This window comes from Gammaproteobacteria bacterium, assembly GCA_015709635.1.
Classification (GTDB): Bacteria; Pseudomonadota; Gammaproteobacteria; order Burkholderiales; family Nitrosomonadaceae; genus Nitrosomonas.
This window is the reverse complement of sequence record CP054180.1, coordinates 1,161,231-1,176,822: the sequence shown is the minus strand read 5'-3', so window position 1 is coordinate 1,176,822 and position 15,592 is coordinate 1,161,231. Positions and strand designations below refer to the sequence as shown.

At 48.7% G+C, this 15,592-nt stretch carries 16 protein-coding genes; 2 read left to right on the top strand and 14 right to left on the bottom strand.

The window, feature by feature from the left end; all coding sequences use genetic code 11:
* Position 1: 1 nt before the first annotated feature.
* From hisS to HRU78_05315, 8 genes are all read right to left on the bottom strand, one after another.
* Positions 2-1,279, bottom strand: coding sequence for a histidine--tRNA ligase (gene hisS, locus HRU78_05350; protein QOJ23143.1), 1,278 nt, complete (start codon positions 1,277-1,279; stop codon positions 2-4).
* Entirely contained in the window at positions 1,279-2,517 is a 1,239-nt protein-coding gene (gene ispG / locus HRU78_05345; GenBank protein QOJ23142.1) for a flavodoxin-dependent (E)-4-hydroxy-3-methylbut-2-enyl-diphosphate synthase, read from the bottom strand. Before ispG ends, hisS begins: the two co-directional genes overlap by 1 nt.
* A 36-nt stretch (positions 2,518-2,553) precedes the next feature.
* The gene (locus HRU78_05340) at positions 2,554-3,747 is read right to left on the bottom strand and encodes a helix-turn-helix domain-containing protein (protein QOJ23141.1); all 1,194 of its coding nucleotides are present in this window, start codon (positions 3,745-3,747) and stop codon (positions 2,554-2,556) included.
* Positions 3,747-4,532, bottom strand: coding sequence for a type IV pilus biogenesis/stability protein PilW (gene pilW, locus HRU78_05335; protein QOJ23140.1), 786 nt, complete (start codon positions 4,530-4,532; stop codon positions 3,747-3,749). The genes HRU78_05340 and pilW overlap by 1 nt, the downstream gene beginning before the upstream one ends.
* On the bottom strand, positions 4,529-5,629 hold the full coding sequence (rlmN, locus tag HRU78_05330; protein ID QOJ23139.1) for a 23S rRNA (adenine(2503)-C(2))-methyltransferase RlmN: 1,101 nt from the start codon (positions 5,627-5,629) through the stop codon (positions 4,529-4,531). The genes pilW and rlmN overlap by 4 nt, the downstream gene beginning before the upstream one ends.
* 23 nt (positions 5,630-5,652) lie before the next feature.
* A complete protein-coding gene (ndk, locus tag HRU78_05325) occupies positions 5,653-6,078 on the bottom strand; it encodes a nucleoside-diphosphate kinase (GenBank protein ID QOJ23138.1) in 426 nt (141 codons plus the stop codon).
* A 154-nt stretch (positions 6,079-6,232) separates the two neighbouring features.
* Positions 6,233-7,063 carry a DUF3025 domain-containing protein gene (locus HRU78_05320; GenBank protein QOJ23137.1) on the bottom strand — a complete coding sequence of 277 codons (831 nt, stop codon included), beginning with the start codon at positions 7,061-7,063 and terminating at the stop codon, positions 6,233-6,235.
* A gap of 52 nt (positions 7,064-7,115) precedes the next feature.
* Positions 7,116-7,862 carry an EI24 domain-containing protein gene (locus tag HRU78_05315; protein QOJ23136.1) on the bottom strand — a complete coding sequence of 249 codons (747 nt, stop codon included), beginning with the start codon at positions 7,860-7,862 and terminating at the stop codon, positions 7,116-7,118.
* A 281-nt stretch (positions 7,863-8,143) separates the two neighbouring features.
* On the opposite strand from HRU78_05315, the gene flgM reads away from it, so the two are divergent.
* Entirely contained in the window at positions 8,144-8,449 is a 306-nt protein-coding gene (gene flgM / locus HRU78_05310; GenBank protein ID QOJ23135.1) for a flagellar biosynthesis anti-sigma factor FlgM, read from the top strand.
* A complete protein-coding gene (locus HRU78_05305; GenBank protein QOJ23134.1) occupies positions 8,449-8,913 on the top strand; it encodes a flagellar protein FlgN in 465 nt (154 codons plus the stop codon). The genes flgM and HRU78_05305 overlap by 1 nt, the downstream gene beginning before the upstream one ends.
* A 20-nt stretch (positions 8,914-8,933) precedes the next feature.
* Here HRU78_05305 and motD read toward each other — a convergent pair whose 3' ends face one another.
* The 6 genes from motD to flhA form a co-directional block, all read right to left on the bottom strand.
* Positions 8,934-9,725, bottom strand: a complete 792-nt coding sequence (motD, locus tag HRU78_05300) for a flagellar motor protein MotD (protein QOJ23133.1) — start codon at positions 9,723-9,725, stop codon at positions 8,934-8,936.
* A 36-nt stretch (positions 9,726-9,761) separates the two neighbouring features.
* Positions 9,762-10,502, bottom strand: a complete 741-nt coding sequence (locus HRU78_05295; protein ID QOJ24930.1) for a flagellar motor protein — start codon at positions 10,500-10,502, stop codon at positions 9,762-9,764.
* A gap of 70 nt (positions 10,503-10,572) precedes the next feature.
* Positions 10,573-11,289, bottom strand: a complete 717-nt coding sequence (locus tag HRU78_05290; protein ID QOJ23132.1) for an RNA polymerase sigma factor FliA — start codon at positions 11,287-11,289, stop codon at positions 10,573-10,575.
* 5 nt (positions 11,290-11,294) lie between these two features.
* The gene (locus tag HRU78_05285; protein QOJ23131.1) at positions 11,295-12,191 is read right to left on the bottom strand and encodes an AAA family ATPase; all 897 of its coding nucleotides are present in this window, start codon (positions 12,189-12,191) and stop codon (positions 11,295-11,297) included.
* Positions 12,184-13,479 (bottom strand): flagellar biosynthesis protein FlhF, encoded by a 1,296-nt coding sequence (flhF, locus tag HRU78_05280; protein QOJ23130.1) that lies wholly within the window; start codon positions 13,477-13,479, stop codon positions 12,184-12,186. The genes HRU78_05285 and flhF overlap by 8 nt, the downstream gene beginning before the upstream one ends.
* Positions 13,476-15,557, bottom strand: a complete 2,082-nt coding sequence (flhA, locus tag HRU78_05275) for a flagellar biosynthesis protein FlhA (GenBank protein ID QOJ23129.1) — start codon at positions 15,555-15,557, stop codon at positions 13,476-13,478. The genes flhF and flhA overlap by 4 nt, the downstream gene beginning before the upstream one ends.
* Between the last annotated feature and the right edge of the window lie 35 nt (positions 15,558-15,592).

Here is a 15,592-nt window from a genome sequence, read left to right as displayed (position 1 = left end):
TCTATTGAGAGTGTGATTTTTTGTTATTGATCAATTCGGCAACAAGGTCTAGTTTCACGCCAGCTTGTTCAACCGGTTCGCGCAACGGCTTGAGTGTCACTTCTTGCGCCTTGAATTCGTCATCACCGATAATCATGGCATAGCGGGCGCCGGAAGCGTCGGCTTTCTTCATTTGCGATTTAAAGCTGCCGCCGCCGCAATGCAAAATGACGTCAAAACCTTGATCACGGAGCGATTCGGCGCACTTCCAGGCATAACCTTGCACTGCTTCACCTTGATGTACGATATAAATATCCGGCGCCGGTTGCGGGATTTTTCCGCCGCATTCCTGCATCAGCGCAAGCAAGCGCTCAATACCCATGGCAAAACCACAGGCGGGCGCAGATTTTCCCCCTACTTGCTCGACCAAGCCATCATAGCGCCCTCCCGCACAAACAGTCCCTTGTGCGCCGAGTTTGTCGGTCACCCACTCGAAAACCGTGCGATTGTAATAGTCGAGCCCTCTGACCAAGCGTAAATTAATCTCAAAATTAATACCTTGCTCACACAAAATGTGCTGCAAGGATTCAAAATGACTCAACGATTCGGCATCCAGATCGTCCATCAGCTTTGGCGCATTTTCAATGATGCCTTGCATGGCCGGATTTTTGCTGTCGAGGATGCGCAACGGGTTGGTATGCAAGCGTCGCGATGAATCCTCGTCGAGTACATCGCGATGTTGTTCGAAGTATTTGATCAAGCGGGAGCGATGCAATGCACGCGATTCGGCGTTTCCCAGCGTGCTGATTTCCAGCCGCAAGCCGGAAATTCCCAGCAAATCCCACAAACGCGCGCACATCACGATCAGTTCCGCGTCGATATCCGGGCCGGCATAACCCAGCGCTTCCACACCGACCTGATGAAATTGCCGATAACGGCCTTTTTGCGGGCGTTCGTGGCGGAACATCGGGCCGGCATAATACAGGCGTTGCGGGCCGGCATATAACAAACTGTGTTCGATTACCGCACGTACGCAGGAAGCGGTGCCTTCCGGCCGCAACGTCAGACTGTCATTGTTGAGATGATCGACAAAGGTATACATCTCTTTTTCCACAATGTCGGTCACTTCGCCGATGGAACGGATAAATAAATCGGTCTGTTCAACGATCGGTGTGCGGATATTGCGGTAACCATAAGCGGCAAGCCAGCGCTGCACGGTCTGCTCAAAATGCGCCCACAAATACGATTCATCCGGCAGGATGTCGTTCATCCCGCGGATCGCTTTCACTCCATTAGCCATCAGACCGCTTTTCTCGGATACTTCTCGCTGACATAGCGATCGACAATCGCGCGGAATTCGTTGGCGATATTATCGCCTTTCAATGTGACGGTTTTTTGTCCGTCGACAAATACCGGCGCTACCGGAGTCTCGCCGGAACCGGGCAGGCTGATGCCGATATTGGCATGCTTGCTTTCACCGGGACCGTTCACCACGCACCCCATGACCGCCAGTGTCATATTCTCCACGCCGTCGTATTGCTCGCGCCACACCACCATTTCGTCACGCACATACGCCTGTATGCTTTCCGCCAGCTCTTGGAAATACGTACTGGTGGTGCGTCCGCATCCCGGACAAGCGGCTACCAGCGGAACAAACGCACGCAACCCCATGGTTTGCAGAATTTCCTGCGCGACGATCACTTCGCGCGAACGCGTCCCGCCCGGTTCCGGCGTCAGCGAGATACGGATGGTATCGCCGATACCTTCCTGCAGCAGCACGGCCAACGCCGCCGTCGACGCCACAATCCCCTTGGAACCCATGCCTGCTTCGGTCAAACCGAGGTGCAACGCATAATTACAACGCTTGGCCAGTTCCCGGTAAACCATAATCAAATCCTGCACGCCGCTCACTTTACACGACAACACAATTTTACTACGCGGCAAACCGATTTCCTCCGCCTTGGCCGCACTCTCCAGCGCTGACGTGATCAGCGCCTCGCGCATGACATATTTGGCGTCCTGCGGATCACTGGATGCGGCATTTTCATCCATGATGCGCGCCAGCATTTCCGGATCGAGACTGCCCCAGTTGACACCGATACGCACCGGCTTATCGTACTTGCAGGCAATTTCAATCAGTGTGGCGAATTGTTCATCGCGTTTCTTGCCATGCCCGACGTTACCAGGATTAATTCGCAGCTTGGCGAGCGCTTGCGCGCATTCCGGATAACTGGTCAACAGCTTGTGGCCGTTGAAATGAAAATCACCCACTAACGGTACATGGCACCCCATATCATCCAGGCGCGCACGAATTCCCGCCACCGCTTTCGCCGCCTCCATCGAATTGACGGTGATACGCACCAGCTCAGACCCGGCGCGCGCCAACTGGGCAACTTGCTCGGTCGTGGCAATTTCATCCACCGTATCGGTGTTGGTCATGGATTGCACCACGACCGGCGCGCCGCCGCCCAGCATGACGGAACCCACCCGGACACCAACGCTGGATCGGCGATTTATTGAATTACTATTGTCAGACATAATTAATGTATTGAGATCAAAAGATTGCAGATGCTTTTATTCGAGCGTGAAACGCGCGGTTCCACCTTGTTTTTTGTAGAGTGAAATATCAATTTCCTTGTCATTATAGGTGAGATTAACACCGGATGCATTGCCAATCACAATTGACAATGGCCTCTTGCCCGTGACGGTCTGCTCGCTACCGCCCTTCTTGAGTTGCTCAAACACCGGAGTGCCAGTACCGTCAACAACTTTCACCCATGAATCCGCAGTAAATTTGAAATATAAGTGACCGGTATTTTTTTCCGTAGTCGCTTTCTTATCGGCCTTTTCGGTTTTCTCGATTTTCTCGGCTTTTTCAGTTTTTTCGTTTTTCTCAACAGCAGGTTTAACTTCTATTACCGCGGTATCCGTTTTAGTGTCCGGCAGTGTTTCAGCATTCTCCGGACTGCGCGCTGCATGAACGATCTCGGATGCTTTATTAATTTGCGCATCGGTTGCATTCTTAACCGCTGCTGACAAAGGCAACTGAATCTCCACGGAAGCTGTCGCGGATTCGGTCTTTGTTTCTTCGCTTGCCGCGCTGACATCGGAATTTTTATTCCAACCGCCATTTTCAAAAAGAAAATACGCACCTAACACGATAACAAACAAAATGGATGCAATGATCAATGAATGATTACCCGGCTTTTCGCGATTCGAAGAAAACGATATCTGTTTGTTCTTAAACGGGGTACGTTCATAGGTCGATACTACCCGTGTCGATTCAGGGAGCATTTGCATCAATGGCGCCGGATCCAATTGAACCAGATTGGCATAATTGCGAATGAAGCCGCGCAAGAATGTACGCCCGGGCAATCTCTCAAAATCTTCTTTTTCGATCGCTTCAATTTGCTGCGCCGAAAGACGCAATTGCCGCGATACATCGTCGATACTCAAACCCTTGGCTGTGCGCGCATTACGCAACAAGTGCCCGATGCTTTGCACGACACTCGCCGAATCGATGCTGTTGAATTCATTTTTTACCGGCTGATTGTCAGAAGGAGCATTCATGTTGTTGTAATTATTATTGGTTTGAAGCTGTCTGTGCGGATTATCCGGAGCGGATGCATGCGAACTGAAATCCCCTTCGCGCCGATCAGCTGAAATTGTTTGCTCCGCGGCCGCCGGTATATTTCCAGATGCTGCCGGTGCCGATTGAACGCTTTCAGAAAATTCATGATCACTGCTGTTCTTTTCATCCGTAGTCATCACTTCACCCTTCCTTCTCGAACCATTGCAGTTTCTTTGGATTCAGGAAAATGTTTCTGTAACTGAAAAATATAACTATCAACAGCCAATTGATTACCCATGGCTTGCTCAATCTTTATCGCCATCAACAAACTCTCCGCAGTGGGTGAGTTATTTTGTGAAAATTGTGCCAGCTTGGATTTTGCCTCCGCCACATTACCGCGCTGAAAATCGATATCAATCAATCCGATTACCGCAGGCGAATAGTTAGGTTGAAGGGATAACGCCTTCTGGAAAAGCAGTCTCGCTTCCGTGTAATTCTGGCGTTTTGTCTCGCAAATTCCGGCATTGGCAAAGGACATTTCCGGCGTTGCATAGAGCGGATCCTTGGCCGCCGTCATGAAATGATCAATCGCCTGATCCATGCGCTGCGAAAAGCGCTGACATAGAAACCAGCCATAGTTATTGTGAATTTCGGAGTTTCTCGGTGCCAGCCGGATAGCCCGCTCAAAATTCTCCAGCGCCTTGTTGTTTTCATTTAGCGTCATATTGATCAACCCCAGCACATTGTAGGCAAGCGCATAGTTGGATTGAGCTTTTAATGCTTCATTGACTTCTTCGATGGCAACATCGAACTGCCCGCGGTAATAATATTCGGCCGCCAGCTCGGTATGGATTTTCGCGCTCTGCAAAGCCCGTTCCGATCCGGTCTGAACCGGCGTACCATTGTTCACCGCTTGTTGCACACACCCGCTTAGCCATAAAAGCGCCGCTAACAGTGCAAAAAGAAGCCGCTTTTTTTTCACCGCACCGCCTCTATTTTTAAACCGGCTGTGCGGCGCGTCTTATCTTTTACTTGACCGGCCAGTTGACCGCAAGCCGCGGCGATATCGTCACCCCGGGTTTTCCGTACTGTGGTAACGAAACCCGCTTGCATCAACAAATCGCGGAAAACCCGCACGGCTTCGGCAGAAGAACGTTTAAAACCGGAACCCGGAAATGAATTGAACGGAATCAAATTGAACTTACAGGGAACATCCTGCACCAGTTTGATGAGCTCGCGCGCATGCGCAGCACTGTCATTGACGCCGTCCAGCATGACATACTCGAACGTGATGAAATCGCGCGGAGCGGACGGCAAATAACGTTGGCAAGCAGCCAATAATTCCTTGATCGGGTACTTCTTATTAATCGGCACCAGTTGATCGCGTAACGTATCGTTCGGCGCATGCAAAGAAATCGCCAAAGCCACCGGGCAGCGTTCCCGCAATCGATCGATGGCGGGTACCAATCCAGATGTACTGACCGTTACGCGCCGGCGCGAAAGACCATACGCATGATCGTCCAGCATAATATCCAACGCGGTAACTACATTATCAAAATTAGCCAGCGGTTCACCCATGCCCATCATGACTACATTGGTCACCGCTCGGTTTGTCTGCGGTACCTTGTCGCTGACCTCCAATCCGATCATCTTGTTGGCAATCCACAGCTGTCCGATAATCTCGGCCACTGTTAAGTTACGATTAAAACCTTGTTTTCCCGTCGAACAGAAGGTGCAAGCCAACGCGCATCCTACCTGACTCGAAACGCACAGCGTGCCGCGGTTTGCTTCTGGAATAAAAACGGTCTCGATACCGTTACCGGAACCGACCGACAGCAACCATTTACGCGTACCATCGGCAGCCACAGAGTCATACGTGATTTGCGGCAACTCGATAACCGCCATTGCCGCCAGCTTTTCGCGCAGACTCTTGGCCAAATCGCTCATCGCGGCAAAATCAGCGACTCCGGATTGATGAATCCAGTGCAGCAGCTGCTTTGCGCGAAAAGGCTTTTCACCGATCTCAGTACAGAAATCAGCTAGGCCTTTGCCATCGTAATTCAACAGATTGATTGTCACTGTTTGGATATTACCACTGATCTTTAACGGGAATAGATATTCAAGGCCGGGAAAAAACAGGCAATTTCAACCGCGGCAGTTTCCGGCGCATCCGAACCGTGGACGGCATTGGCGTCGATACTATCGGCAAAATCAGCGCGAATGGTTCCTTTCTCCGCTTTCTTTGGATCGGTAGCACCCATTAAATCGCGGTTCTTTTTAATGGCATCATCTCCCTCCAATACTTGCACCATCACGGGACCGGATATCATGAATTTGACCAAGTCGTTAAAAAAAGGACGAGCATGATGCACCGCATAAAATTGCTCGGCATCGGCTTGTGATAAATGCACCATCCGTGCTGCAATAATTTTCAAACCGTTTGATTCAAAACGGGAATAAATTTGCCCAATCACATTCTTCGCTACCGCATCCGGTTTAATTATCGACAGTGTTCTTTCAATTGCCATCAAATACTCCAATAAATTAGTAAATTAAACGTTATATTTTAACAAAAAAAAAGTTGTGATTCTAAAAACATACGAATTAATTCGCACTTCAATCGCTAACCAATGGAATTGAACCGGATCATTGCTTCATTATCAATGTAACTATATTCCCAGATCACTTGAATGAGCTCCGCCGCTCGCGAAAATATTTTTTATTTTCATAAAATATTTCATCATCGTTATCTTCGATCCAGCCCGGGTAGCCCAATAACGGGATAGGTGCGAGATCGGAGCTGGATGACAAGGTGTGTAACAGAAAAGGTTCCAACATTGAATCAATTGCAGCGAGTTGTACTGGTAGAGTTTGTGCTAAGAAAGCTTGCTCCACTTGAAAAATGATGGCTTTGCCAGTCATACCAACATAGGGATTAAGCGCTTTTTCATACAATCCATGTCCAAACACAAAAAACCGCATTGATGATAATACCGCATTGCGCTGTTGCCAAAATAATTCCTTCCACTCAAAATCTTTGATTAATCGAATTAATGAAGCTTGGCTAGTGACCACCACCACACCTGATTCATCAAAAAGTGTTGCGGCATCCCGCAACTCACAACGATTTTTTTCCCTATTTGATAATTCGACTAACTGAGCCTGAAAATGCAGCTCGTTGAGCACTGCTTTGGCACGTGGAAATATTTTCCATACCAATGCATTAAAAAAATCGTGCCAATTCCTGGCTCTTGTTGGCACTTGCCCGGTCAGGTAAATTCTCGCTTCATATTTTTGTTCAATACCCTGTTTTCCAGGGATTTGAGGCACAAAGCAGATCGGATTTCCGGACCGGGCAAAAATAGGCTGATTTTGTGGCAAACCTAGCTTATTTAGATCAGCAGATTCTGGCCAGTAGCGTTGATTTTTGAAATATTCTTTCAGATGGCAAAAAGATTCAAACATGGGTGAAAGAGCAATGAAATCAGGATTCCACTGGTCGCTCACACCCATATTTGATTTCGGTATAACCGGAGTTATTCTTATTTATTGCAACTTGTAAAAACTATCGATCATCCAGCGGTGAATCTTTTACATTGTCCGCAATGCGCAGAAGCTTAAGATGATCCAATCCAAAGTGAATAAATGCCAAGGCTGTATAAATCGGAGCCAGCAAATTTAGTACCGGCACAAACTGCATCAATCCTGTTAACAATCCCAATCCCCACAGTGAATACCGGCTTTGAGCGCAGATCTGTTTAATTTCTTGTTTAGTGGCGTGCTCGGATAATGCATCGTAACGGAACAGCTGTTGATTCATGAATGCCGCCGCAACAAAAGGAACGATAATACCCGCTCCTACTGCCCATAGCGGCACAGTGACAATCCAAATCAGTATAAATACACCGAAAGCCAGTAACGCATTAATGATACTTCCAGTGATAGTACCGCCATATTCACGCTTCAGCTCAGGATAGTCACGATTCGCCACTAGATTGATCAGTGCCGGCATTACAAAAATAGCCGTAATAATCAATGTGGTCACTATTACAAGCGGTATATATACCATCATGTAAATCAGATTCTCAATGGTAGCAGAAACCCAATCAGACTCCAGATTCCGTAACCACTCGCCGATACCGGCTTCATTCAAAAACAAAAAAACCAGCTCGGAAAAATTTTCACGAAAAACGAAACCGATAACGAACCATAACAGAGTTGAAACCAATATCGGCCAGACGATAATCCAGGCAATCTTGAAACGTATCAGATCGCGAAAGGCACTTGTAATTGCTTTAAATATAAAAGACATTTAGTTTTATCAGTGAAAAATGTTATATGATTTCGAGATGAAATTATCTATGATATCTATGGGGCTTGCCAATTGCCATTTTCAAAGCAATAAAACCAAACATTTAAGAACTATTGAATTTGTTCCAATATATGCCGTTAAAAATTACAACAATAGCTACTGAAGAAAATTAATTACTCGTTTTTTAATAACCCTAAATTGCAGGGAAAAGCTTCAAATACTAAAGTTCCAAATAAAGGTGTCGATATGGCACTCAATAAATTTCGTTAAGAGGTATAAAAATGAAAATAGATAAAACATTACAGCCAGTGTCTACCGTATCTGTCAATGATGGAAAAAGACGTACTGATATCACTCCCACCACGAATACGAGTCAAGAAGATAGCGTACATTTAAGTGCAAATGTTGCGAAATTACAAAATATAGACAGCAGTTCCGCGAGCGATTCAATCGTGAATTCAGCACGTGTCCAAGAAATTAAACAAGCAATTAGTGAAGGAAACTTTCAGATAAATCCTGGGGTCGTCGCAGACCGGCTAATGGAAACAGTAAAAGAACTAATTCAATCTAAGAAAGGTGCTGTTTAATGTCTTCGTCACAACACGTAACCCGTTTTATGAAAGAACTGGAAACTGAAAGAAATATCTTTCAAGCATTTATTGAGATTCTTAAAAAAGAAGAAAGTGCACTCATTGAAGGAAAAATAGAAGAAATCGATCACCTTGCCTCGGATAAATCACGTTTAATTGAAGAATTGATTCAATTTGATGAAGATCGTAATGAGTATTTAAAGAAACAAGGACTCATTCTGGAAAAAGATAGCATCAATAATTGGCTGTCTGAATTGGCTAAACAGTATTCCAATCTATCCAAAATAAGAATTTTATGGAATGAATTGCTCGATCTGGCAAAAATTGCGCAACAGCTTAATCATTCCAACGGTTTGATGATTTCGACCCAACTGCAGCATAACCAACGCGCTTTTGCCGCACTGCACTGTGCGGCAGGAAATGTTTCTCTCTATGGCCCCAAAGGTCAAACTTATATTTGATCTTGTTGTATTCAATAGATTTACTCCACAATTGGAATCTCAGTTACTTTATCCGGATTGGTTGATAGAATCATAACCGATACCCGGCGATTTCTTTTTCTACCTTCCTGTGTTTCATTGCTTTCTATAGGTCTATTTTCACCATAGCCTATTGCGGTAAGCCGGTGCGCCTCAACACCATTTTCGATAAATAACCTGACCACGCTGCTCGCCCGGGCGGTCGACAACTCCCAGTTTGATGGAAAATTGCCGTTATGAATGGGTAAATTATCGGTATGCCCTTCGACATGAATCTCATGCTCATGTCCTTTGATCACATTGGCAACCGCTTGCAGCGTCAGGCTAGAATTCTCGGCAAGCTTGGCCTGCCCGGGAGAAAAAAGGACACTGGCATTGATCTCCACCGTTATTCCCTGGGAACTTTGCGTAATTCTGACCTGGCCGTCTTTGACCAAAGGATCCAGAGCATGCAAGATATCTTTGGCCATGCCTTTCATTTTTTCTTGTTTCTTCGTCTCATGTATGCTGAGATTGTCAATCAGCTTGATTGAATCCGTTTGATTCGATGGATGGATATTAATGGGAATGAATTCCGTCGATTGCACAGGCACTGCATTCGTGGGATTGCTGCTTTTAAATGCGCTTACTAACGAAGAACTTAACACACGATACTTGCCTTCATTGACCGATGAAACCGCGTACATGACAACGAAAAAAGCGAAAAGCAGCGTTATAAAATCGGCATAGGATACCAGCCAACGTTCCTGATTTTCAGCATGTTCCTCGGTTTTTTGTTTTCTTCGTCTTAACATGAATGTTCAATCATCGTTCAATTAAAAGCATACGGCTTAAACGAAATAACCATTCAACCGGCTCTCGATAAGCCGCGGATGTTCGCCCTGCGCAATCGCAACAAATCCGTCGACCAGTATTTCTTGCAGCACGACATGTTCACCGATGATCGTTTTCAGCTTATTTGCGACCGGCAAAAAAACCAGATTGGCCAAGCCGACACCATAGACCGTCGCAACAAAGGCGACCGCAATGCCATTTCCCAAAAGATCAGGATCGGACAAGTTTTCCATCACGTGTATCAATCCGAGTACTGCGCCCAAAATGCCGATGGTCGGTGCATAGCCGCCCGCAGCCTCCCAAATCCGCGCCGATTGGCGCTGATAATTCTCCACAGCTAAGATTTCGATTTCCAATGCTTCGCGCAGCTTATCCGGCGTACTGCCATCTGCAAGCAGCTGCAGTCCTTTTTTCGAGAGCGGATCTTTGACGCCGGGGACAAGTTCTTCCAGCGCCAATAGCCCGTCCTTACGGGATATTTGCGCCCAATTGATAATTTGTTTAATCAACACTTGCGGGGAATTGGACGGCGGAAAAAAAACCCAGGCACTCATCCGGATGCCATTAACAAAAATTTTCACCGGACTCTGCAACAAAACCGCCCCGACCGTGCCACCCATGACGATCAATAAAGCCGCCGCCTGCATCAACGAACTGAGATGGCCGCCCTCGAGAAACTGTCCGCCGATGATCGCCACAAAAGCCAGCAGAATGCCGAAAACACTGTTCAAATCCATCTTTGATTTTTTGAACATGACTAAATCCGTTTAGGGCCCTGTTGCTGGATAATCGCGATGCAAGCACACTTTAAGTATTTCTCAAGCGGCTGCGCAACCGTGCAACCGCCTGCGTATGTAGCTGACATACGCGGGATTCGCTGACCCCGAGCACTTCGCCGATTTCCCTTAAATTCATTTCCTGTTCGTAATGCATACCCATTACCTGTTTTTCCCGTGGCGGGAGGTTATCGATGGCGGCAATCAACGTATTGCGGAAATTCTCGTCCAGCAATGCATTCAACGGATCACCCTCGGAATCGATGAACAAGCGATCCAGAAAAGGTTCTTCGTCTTCCTGCTGAAAATCCTCGTAATAAATCAATTGCGCGCCGCGCGCACTTTGCAATGTCTCGTGATATTCGTCCAATGACATATCCAGTTCCGCTGCCAAGTCTAGCTCGCTTGGTGCACAACCCTTGCGCTGTTCCAAAGAACTGACCGCCGCTTCAATCCGGCGCATTTTTTTCCGTATGCTGCGCGGCAACCAATCGGCTTCACGCAACTCATCCAGGATGGAACCGCGTATCCGCTGCGCCGCATAGCTTTCGAACTGGCGCCCGTATGAACCTTCATAACGGTTGATCGCATCCAGCAAACCGATCATGCCGACTTGAATCAAATCGTCGACTTGCACGCTGGCCGGTAAACGCGTCATCATGTGGTAGGCGATGCGTTTCACCAACGGCGTAAATTCAGTGATAAATTGTTCTTTATCAATCGTTTTAGTTCCAGTCGCTGTATACATATCAATCACACCGTAAAATTAGTCATACTCAAATGACTTGTCATAATCAACCGCTGCATAAAACGGTCAATCCCACCGGTAAATTTATCCGGACAGGAAGACCGCAAAATATTTTGTGCCGCATACCGGAAACAAATGGCGGCTGGCGAAGCCGGGAATATTTCACCCACCGGTTTGCACAATTGCGTGGCATTTCGTAATCTTTCGTCGCTCGGAATGTAACCGGCATATTCCAGCGTTATCGACAGATAGCGCCGCGCCACCTTGTACAAATTCTGGTAAATGGCGAGTGCTTCCGTTTCCGAATCCACTTTGTTCACCAGAATTAAGAAATGCTGTTTGGCATATTCCTGACTCATGATCTTGATCAACGCATAAGCACCGGTAATCGACGCCGCCGAACCGGAAATGACGATCATGACTTGTTCCGAAGCCAGGCTGAGCGGCAGAACATGCGTTGTGCCGCTCATCGCGGTGTCGATCAGCACGATATCGACGGATTCGGTCAACTCGGCAAAACTCTTGACCAGCCAATCCTGTTCCAGCGGATTTAGCGTGCTCAAGGCATGAATACCGCGCATCGCGGACAAGATGGTGATATTTTCCGGGCCTTGCAGCAGCACTTGATCCAGTCTTTTGTCTTTATGAATCACATGCAGCAAATCAAAGCGCGCTTGTAATCCCAAACTCGTGCAAATGTTGTTATGGCAAGGATTCTCATCAATCAATAAAACCCGCTGGCCGTTTTGCGCCAGCGCTGCGGCCAGATTCACCACAACACTGGTTTTCCCGACACGCGATTTTCCCCCGGCGATGGTAAAAACACGCGCCGCGTCATGCCCTTGATACGAAACCAGGTTACGCAAACCCGCCGCTTGATCTTGTACTATCAACCTAGTCATACATCAATCCCGCAAATGATTTTTCCTCCGCCTGCGGCAGCTCGGCGCTGTTCTTGCTTGCCATGATCAAAGCAAACTCCGCATCCTGCAGCGTGAAAGCGGTGTCACCCGGTGCCGCTTTAAAGATGCGATGCAGCAGATAACGCGCATTGGCGGCATGAATATCTTCCGGAACCTTTTGCCCGTTCGCCACATAGTGCAGCGACAGCCTTCTGCGAATGACGACATCCAGCGCCACACCCAAGCTCGCGGCCTCGTCAACTTTAGTGATGATGCAACCGTAAATGCCATTCTTCTGATAGGCGGAAATCACTTCATCCAATGTCCTGCCATTGGATGCGGCGCTAAGGATGAGCATACGTTTCACTTCCGTGCCGCAGTTGCTGAGCATGGCAATCTGCTGCGCCACCATCTGATCGCGCTGGCTCATCCCCACGGTATCGATCAGCACCATATGCTTGTTTCTCAACTCCGACAGCGTCAACTGCAAATCCTCGGTATCCTTGATACTGCGTACCGGAACGCCCAATAACTGCCCGTAGATTCTAAGCTGCTCATGACCGCCGATACGGTAGCTGTCGGTCGTCAACAGCGCGACTTTGTCGGCACCGTGCCGGATAACGCAGCGCGCCGCGATTTTGGCTGTGGTCGTGGTTTTTCCGACACCGGTTGGACCGACCAAGGCGTAGACACCGCCTTTTTCGATCATGTCGTCGCTGGCAACCGTGTGCAAATTAAACGTCAAAGCGGATATGGCTTGCTTCAGGCTTTGTTCGTAATCGAGACCATCCGCTAGTTTGTCGATCAGACGGCGCGCCAGCAACGGACTGAAACCCGTATCCAGCAGGGTGCGCAGCAGTTTCATTTTTTCCGGCCGGCGCTGCGTGAAATTTCCCCATGCCACCGTCGCCAGCTGATCTTCCAGCGTGCTTTTCATTGCCTGAATCTCAGCGATGATGTCTTTAACCAGCGATGCGGATAACACGTCGTTGGAATTTTTTGCAGCTTCCACCGGTTCGCTAGCCAGTGGCGACAGCGCCGCATACCGTTCCTGCGCGCTCAGCATTTTGTTTTGTTCGTAGTGCGCGATCCCTTGCGATGGCGGCATTGCAGGCGGCGATGGCTGCGTATGCACCAGATTGCTCATATCGGAATCCGCCAGTGCCATGATCTCGACGCCGTCCCGGGTTTTCCGGTTCGACAGAATAACCGCGTCTTCACCCAATTCCTCTTTGACATGACGTAGCGCTTCGCGGGATGTGGAAGCAAGATAGCGTTTTACTTTCATTTGTTACCTCCAATCACGGAAGTGATTTTGATTTTTCGAGAATCCGGAATTTCGGAATGCGCCAGTACGCGCAACTGCGGAATGGCACGGCGCAAAAATTTTGCTAACAGGAAGCGGATCGCGCCCGGCACCAGCAGCACCATCGGCAACCCCAGTTTTTCCTGCTGCTGCGCGGCGCTGCGGGCTTCGCGCAACACGGTATCAGCAAGCCCCGGTTCGATGCCGGTGCCTTGCGCGCCGCCGGTTTGCATGACCTGGGTCAGAATGTTTTCCAGTTCGTGATGCAGACTCATCACCTGCACCTCGGAACCGGCAGGATAATACTGGTCGACGATCGCACGCCCCAGGGCGCTTCTGACAATGGCGGTCAACTCGATGGCATCCTGCGTTTGCGCTGCATACTCGGTCAATACATCGATGATGGTGCGCATATCGCGGATATGCACATTCTCTTCCAGTAAATTGTGCAAAACCTTTTGTACCGTCGATAGCGGCAGCAGCTTCGGCACCAGGTCCTCAATAAGTTTCGGAAACTGCGTATTGAGATGATCCAGCAGTTTCTGCAATTCCTGCCGCCCCAGTAACTCAGCGGCGTGCATATGGATCAAATGATTGATATGGGTGGTCACCACCGTGCTGGCATCGACCACGGTATAACCGTTGATTTGCGCTTGCTCGCGCAAGTTCGCTTCGATCCACACGGCAGGAAGGCCAAATGCCGGATCGCTCGTCGCCGTGCCGGGCAACTGCGCTGTCACACGTCCCGGATTGATCGCCAGATACATGCCGGAATACGACTCGCCTTGCCCGATAATCGAGCCTTTCAATGTAATGCAATACGCATTCGGCCGCAGCTCCAGGTTATCGCGGATATGGATGACCGGCGGCAAAAAGCCGATATCCTGTGCGAATTTCCGGCGGATACCATTGATCCGCTTCAGCAAATCACCCTGCTGCGCTTTATCGACCAGAGGAATCAAGCGATAGCCGACTTCCAGTCCCAAGGTATCGATCGGCGTGACGTCGTTCCAGCTTGCATCGGCTTTTTCGATCGTAGGCAATTCCGGCGCGGGCGCTTCAACCGGCTGGACAACCGGATTTTTCAATTTGAGATACGCAATCCCACCCAAAATGGAGGCAATCAGCAGAAATACGAAATTCGGCATGCCGGGAATCAGCCCCATGATGCCCAGTATGGAAGCGGTAATAATCAGGATTTGCGGCTGACTGAACAATTGATTCAGAACCTGTTCACCGAGATCTTCGTCGGTCGTGACACGGCTCACCATCAAACCGGCAGCGGTGGAAATAATCAACGCGGGAATTTGTCCGACCAAACCGTCGCCGATGGTCAGCAAGGTATAATTCTTCGCCGCCGCAGCCACTTCCAAATCATGCTGCATGACACCGACAATCAGCCCGCCGACGATGGTAATCAGCATAATCAATATGCCGGCAACCGCATCGCCGCGCACGAATTTACTGGCACCATCCATCGAGCCGTAAAAATCGGCTTCCTGAGAAATGACCGATCGGCGTTTGCGCGCCTCTTCTTCACCGATCAAACCGGCATTCAAGTCGGCATCAATGGCCATTTGCTTGCCGGGCATGGCATCCAGGGTAAAACGCGCGCTGACTTCGGCGATACGTCCCGCACCCTTGGTGATCACGACAAAGTTGATCACCACCAGAATAATGAACACCACCAGCCCGATCGCGTAATTACCGCCCACCAGGAAGTGTCCGAACGCTTCGATCACCTTACCGGCCGCATCCGGTCCGGTATGACCGTACAGCAGTACCACCCGGGTCGAGGCGATGTTCAGCGACAGTCGCAACAACGTAGTCAGCAGCAGAATCGTCGGGAATACCGCAAAATCGAGCGGATTTCTAGTATACAAACTCACCATCAAGACGATGATCGACACCGCAATATTGAAGGTGAAAAACAGATCCAGTATGAACGGCGGCAACGGCAGCACCATCATGGCCAGGATGATGATAATCAGAATCGGACCGGCCAGATTCCTGAGATTGCTCATTGTTCCTAAAGATGACAGGGTGATTGCATTATTCATAGTGCCGCCAGTAAAAACTCATCATTAAAATTGCC

Excerpts from the sequence above, each read along its gene's own strand:
- flhA (QOJ23129.1), bottom strand. The coding sequence starts at position 15,557 with ATGAATAATGCAATCACCCTGTCATCTTTAGGAACAATGAGCAATCTC.
- HRU78_05320 (QOJ23137.1), bottom strand. The coding sequence starts at position 7,063 with ATGGGTGTGAGCGACCAGTGGAATCCTGATTTCATTGCTCTTTCACCC.
- HRU78_05295 (QOJ24930.1), bottom strand. The coding sequence starts at position 10,502 with ATGGATTTGAACAGTGTTTTCGGCATTCTGCTGGCTTTTGTGGCGATC.
- flgM (QOJ23135.1), top strand. The coding sequence starts at position 8,144 with ATGAAAATAGATAAAACATTACAGCCAGTGTCTACCGTATCTGTCAAT.
- HRU78_05305 (QOJ23134.1), top strand. The coding sequence starts at position 8,449 with ATGTCTTCGTCACAACACGTAACCCGTTTTATGAAAGAACTGGAAACT.
- ispG (QOJ23142.1), bottom strand. The coding sequence starts at position 2,517 with ATGTCTGACAATAGTAATTCAATAAATCGCCGATCCAGCGTTGGTGTC.
- HRU78_05290 (QOJ23132.1), bottom strand. The coding sequence starts at position 11,289 with ATGTATACAGCGACTGGAACTAAAACGATTGATAAAGAACAATTTATC.
- HRU78_05315 (QOJ23136.1), bottom strand. The coding sequence starts at position 7,862 with ATGTCTTTTATATTTAAAGCAATTACAAGTGCCTTTCGCGATCTGATA.
- flhF (QOJ23130.1), bottom strand. The coding sequence starts at position 13,479 with ATGAAAGTAAAACGCTATCTTGCTTCCACATCCCGCGAAGCGCTACGT.
- motD (QOJ23133.1), bottom strand. The coding sequence starts at position 9,725 with ATGTTAAGACGAAGAAAACAAAAAACCGAGGAACATGCTGAAAATCAG.
- hisS (QOJ23143.1), bottom strand. The coding sequence starts at position 1,279 with ATGGCTAATGGAGTGAAAGCGATCCGCGGGATGAACGACATCCTGCCG.
- HRU78_05340 (QOJ23141.1), bottom strand. The coding sequence starts at position 3,747 with ATGACTACGGATGAAAAGAACAGCAGTGATCATGAATTTTCTGAAAGC.
- HRU78_05285 (QOJ23131.1), bottom strand. The coding sequence starts at position 12,191 with ATGACTAGGTTGATAGTACAAGATCAAGCGGCGGGTTTGCGTAACCTG.
- ndk (QOJ23138.1), bottom strand. The coding sequence starts at position 6,078 with ATGGCAATTGAAAGAACACTGTCGATAATTAAACCGGATGCGGTAGCG.